This window comes from Modestobacter caceresii (assembly GCF_000761485.1).
Lineage (GTDB): Bacteria > Actinomycetota > Actinomycetes > Mycobacteriales > Geodermatophilaceae > Modestobacter > Modestobacter caceresii.
On sequence record NZ_JPMX01000089.1, the window covers coordinates 1 to 3,480 of the forward strand.

Genomic DNA, 3,480 nt, shown 5'->3' on the forward strand with positions numbered 1-3,480 from the left:
CGCACCCGGGTGGGGACTTTCGATGAGCACCCCTGGGGAACTTCGGCGAGCGCCATCAGCCTTTCGATGGTCAGGACTTGCCAGGCCACTCATGACCCCAGCCCTGGTCGGCGCCATGGCGCTCGGACGGGCAGTCGATGACATTGCGCCGACGGTCGAGGTTGCGCCGAGCCGCTCTGGTCATGGGTTTGGCGCGGTCTCGGTGCCGTGTGCGGCGCGGGTTGCTCGTGCGGCGAGGGCGGCGAACTCGTCGGCCAGTGCTGGCGGGTGGAGGGGTGTCAGTTCGGCGTCGAGGAGCAGGAGCCAGCGGGCGATGCTGGCGAGGGAGTCTGCGCCGACGTGCAGCACGCAGGTGGTGTCGTCGATGGCCTCGATGTGTCCCCACGCCGGGTCGATCCAGTACTGCACCGTGACTGCGGAGGCGTGGACGCGCACGGTGGCGCGGTGCTGCTGGAGACCAGCTCCGATCTGGGCGAGGACGTAGGCGTCGACGTCTTCGGCCGGGGCGCGGTGGGTGCGCTGGTGGACTCCAGGTGGGCGAAGCGGTCGAGACGGAAGGTGCGCCAGTCGTGGCGGGTGGTGTCCCAGGCGACCAGGTACCAGCGGCGGCCGGCGCGCACCAGGCGTAGCGGCTCGAGGGTCCGCTCGCTGAGCTCGCCGCGTCCGCTGCGGTATTCGGCGCGGAGCTGGCGGTGTTCGCGGCAGGCCATCGCGGCGGTGGTCAGCACCTGCACGTCCACTGGGGGTGGCGACTGGCCGACCACCGCGCCGTGGGGCATGTGGCTGACCTGCCCGGTCAGAGCGTCGACCTGACGGCGCAGCCGGCGTGGCATCACCGCCGTGAGCTTGGTGAGTGCCCGCACGGTGGCACCGGCGGCCACCTCGGCGCCGGCGACGCCGGCGACCTGCAGTGCCACGACGGTGGCCACCGCTTCCTCGGTGTCGAACATCAGCGGCGGCAGGCTGGTGCCCGGGGTCAGGCAGTAGCCGCCGTCGACGCCGGGACGTGAGTCCACCGGATAGCCGATCGCGCGGAGCCGGTCGACGTCGCGGCGCACCGTGCGGGTGGAGACCTGCAGAGCCTGCACCAGCTGGTGCGCGCTCCACTCCTGGCGCTGCTGAAGCAGCTCCAACAGTCGCAGCAGCCTGCCCGGGGTGTCCCACATGACGTCGATGGTGCCGAAGATCGCGGACGAGTTCTGTCCGCGATCGTTCCTAGCGTCCTCCGCATCCACCTGATGTCCCCTGATGTGAAGGACGCCCCATGTCTGTCAAAGCCACCCGCGTCACGCTCGCCCGTCACCGCACCGGCACCGAGCCGGCCACCGACCTGCTCACCTCCGACCGGGTTCAGCTGCCCGACCCCGGCCTTGGGCAGGTCCTGGTCCGCACCACCCACGTCCAGGTCGCCGCGGTGATGGCCGACCTGATGCTCGAGCACCCGAACCTGCCGATGGCCGGCTACCAGCTCGGCGCCCCGGTGTGGGGCGCGGCCGTGGGTGAGGTCATCGCCGCCGGGGACGGGGGCCTGTCGGTGGGCACGGCGGTGATGCACATGAAGGGGTGGTAGGACCACGTGCTCGCCGGGCCCTACGAGGCGTTCCCGGTTGACCCGCGCCTGCCGGAGCCCTACTTCGCGATCAACCAGGGGGTCACCGCCCACCACGGCATGGTCGACATCGCCCGGGTGCGCGAGGGAGACGTCGTCTTCGTCTCCGGAGCCGCCGGCGGGGTGGGGTCCCTGGCGGGGCAGGTTGCCAAGGCCCTGGGCGCCAGCCGCGTGATCGGTTCGGCCGGCAGCGCGGCCAAGTGCATCTACCTGACCGAGGTCCTCGGCTACGACGCCGCGATCAACTACCGCGACGGGCGCGTCCTGGCCGACCTGAGGGAGGCGGCGCCCGAGGGCGTCGACGTTGTTTTCGACACCGTCGGCGGGGAGCAGTTCGAGGCGGCCGTGCAGGCCGCCGCTCCCGGTGCCCGACTCGCGCTGTGCGGGGCACTGTCCGGCCAGCTCGACGACGGCCCCGGAGCGCACCCGCGCCTGGACGTCATGACGGCGATCGCCAAGGACCTGGTGATCCTGCCGTTCACCACGATGCACACCCCAGAGCAGCTGCAGGCCTGGAACAGCGCCTACGGGTCTTGGCTGGCCGAGGGGGCCCTGATCTACCCTCACACGCTGGTTTCCGGCGGGCTGCAGGCCGCTCCTGTCGTCCTGGACGAGCTGCTGGCCGGCACCCACCGAGGCAACGTGCTCGTGCAGGTGGCCACGTGAGCGCGGTAGATCCCGCGCCGTCTCCGGCCGCCCTCGAGGGACCGCACCCACCGGTCCGTCAGGTGGCGGCGCTGCTGGTCCTCTCCATCAGCCAGCTGATGGTCGTGCTGGACGGATCCATCGTCAACGTGGCGCTGCCCGCGATCGCCGGCGGGCTGCGGGTGGACGCGGCAGCCGACCTGCAGTGGGTGATCACCGCCTACACCGTGGCCTTCGGCGGCCTGCTGTTGCTCGGCGGTCGGCTCGGTGACCGCTTCGGGCGCCGGCGGGTCTTCATCACCGGTGCAGCGGCGTTCGCCGGCGCCTCGCTGCTCGGCGGTCTGGCCACCGATCTGTCCGCGCTCATCGCCGCACGCGCCCTCCAGGGCGCCGGTGCAGCCCTGCTGGCCCCCACCGCACTGGCGCTGCTGACCGTCGTCTTTCCCGAGGGCCGCCAGCGCCATCAGGCCCTCGGCGTCTTCTGCTCACTGCCGCGGCCGGCGATCCCGACGGGTTCCGGCTGCTCTTCCACCATGCGGCGCGCGAGCCGGCCTTCCGCGCCGAGGTCGACGTGTTCACCGCCGAGATGACCGCCACGGCACACGACCACCTCGCCCCATCCATCCCCGATCCAGCGTGGGCCCGGTGGGCTGCACGGCCGGCCCCGACGATCACGGTCGCCGCCGTGCTGACCTGGCTGGAGGCCGGCCAAGCCGAGCCGGCCAGCGCCGCCGCTCGACTGCGCCAGGCAGTCCAGGGCATCAGCTCCGCAGCGGGCGCCGAGCCAGTCCGCGCACCTCGTCACTAGCGGACGCCTCACGGTGCAGTCGAACGCCATCCGGGCCGGGTGGGGCGCGGCTCCGCTGCGCAGTGCCCAGCCGAGGCTCCTCCATCCGCTCTGATGCAGGTCGGCATCGGACGCACCACCGCGCGCTCCGGAGGCGCACGGCGAGAACCGGCGGAACCGGCGATGCTGTCCTCACCGATGCCGCGGTGGTCTGGCCGCCGGCTGGGCCTCCCCTCTCCGGACCCAGATCCCACCGGTCGGCTGGCCACACGGATCCGCCAGCTGGCGCGCGCCCCCCGCTGATCGGGCGATGAGTTCCGGGGGCGGGTGGGGTCTGCACGACCATGACCACTGTGATCGCCACCCGCACGCTCGTCACGTCTGAGAGGGTGTTGGGTAACTGATCCAGCGCGGTCGGTGAGGGCGCGATCTGTTCGTG

The 3,480-nt window shown here is 72.2% G+C and carries 4 protein-coding genes and 1 pseudogene; 3 read left to right on the plus strand and 2 right to left on the minus strand.

Annotated elements, in window-relative coordinates; all coding sequences use genetic code 11:
* Positions 1-180: 180 nt before the first annotated feature.
* The gene (locus IN07_RS27050) at positions 181-435 is read right to left on the minus strand and encodes a WCX domain-containing protein (protein WP_456237887.1); all 255 of its coding nucleotides are present in this window, start codon (positions 433-435) and stop codon (positions 181-183) included.
* 104 nt (positions 436-539) lie between these two features.
* Positions 540-1,166: pseudogene (locus IN07_RS27055) on the minus strand (helix-turn-helix transcriptional regulator); the annotation flags it as partial.
* A gap of 98 nt (positions 1,167-1,264) precedes the next feature.
* Here IN07_RS27055 and IN07_RS24865 point away from each other — a divergent pair.
* From IN07_RS24865 to IN07_RS18080, 3 genes are read left to right on the plus strand one after another with little or no spacing between them, the layout of a single operon-like run.
* A complete protein-coding gene (locus tag IN07_RS24865; RefSeq protein ID WP_052091459.1) occupies positions 1,265-1,570 on the plus strand; it encodes an MDR/zinc-dependent alcohol dehydrogenase-like family protein in 306 nt (101 codons plus the stop codon).
* A 6-nt stretch (positions 1,571-1,576) separates the two neighbouring features.
* Positions 1,577-2,275, plus strand: a complete 699-nt coding sequence (locus IN07_RS18075) for a zinc-binding dehydrogenase (RefSeq protein ID WP_052091460.1) — start codon at positions 1,577-1,579, stop codon at positions 2,273-2,275.
* Positions 2,272-2,844 carry an MFS transporter gene (locus tag IN07_RS18080; protein ID WP_197058543.1) on the plus strand — a complete coding sequence of 191 codons (573 nt, stop codon included), beginning with the start codon at positions 2,272-2,274 and terminating at the stop codon, positions 2,842-2,844. The genes IN07_RS18075 and IN07_RS18080 overlap by 4 nt, the downstream gene beginning before the upstream one ends.
* Positions 2,845-3,480: the final 636 nt, after the last annotated feature.

Coding starts and splice junctions, on each gene's coding strand:
- IN07_RS24865 (WP_052091459.1), top strand. CDS start 1,265: ATGTCTGTCAAAGCCACCCGCGTCACGCTCGCCCGTCACCGCACCGGC.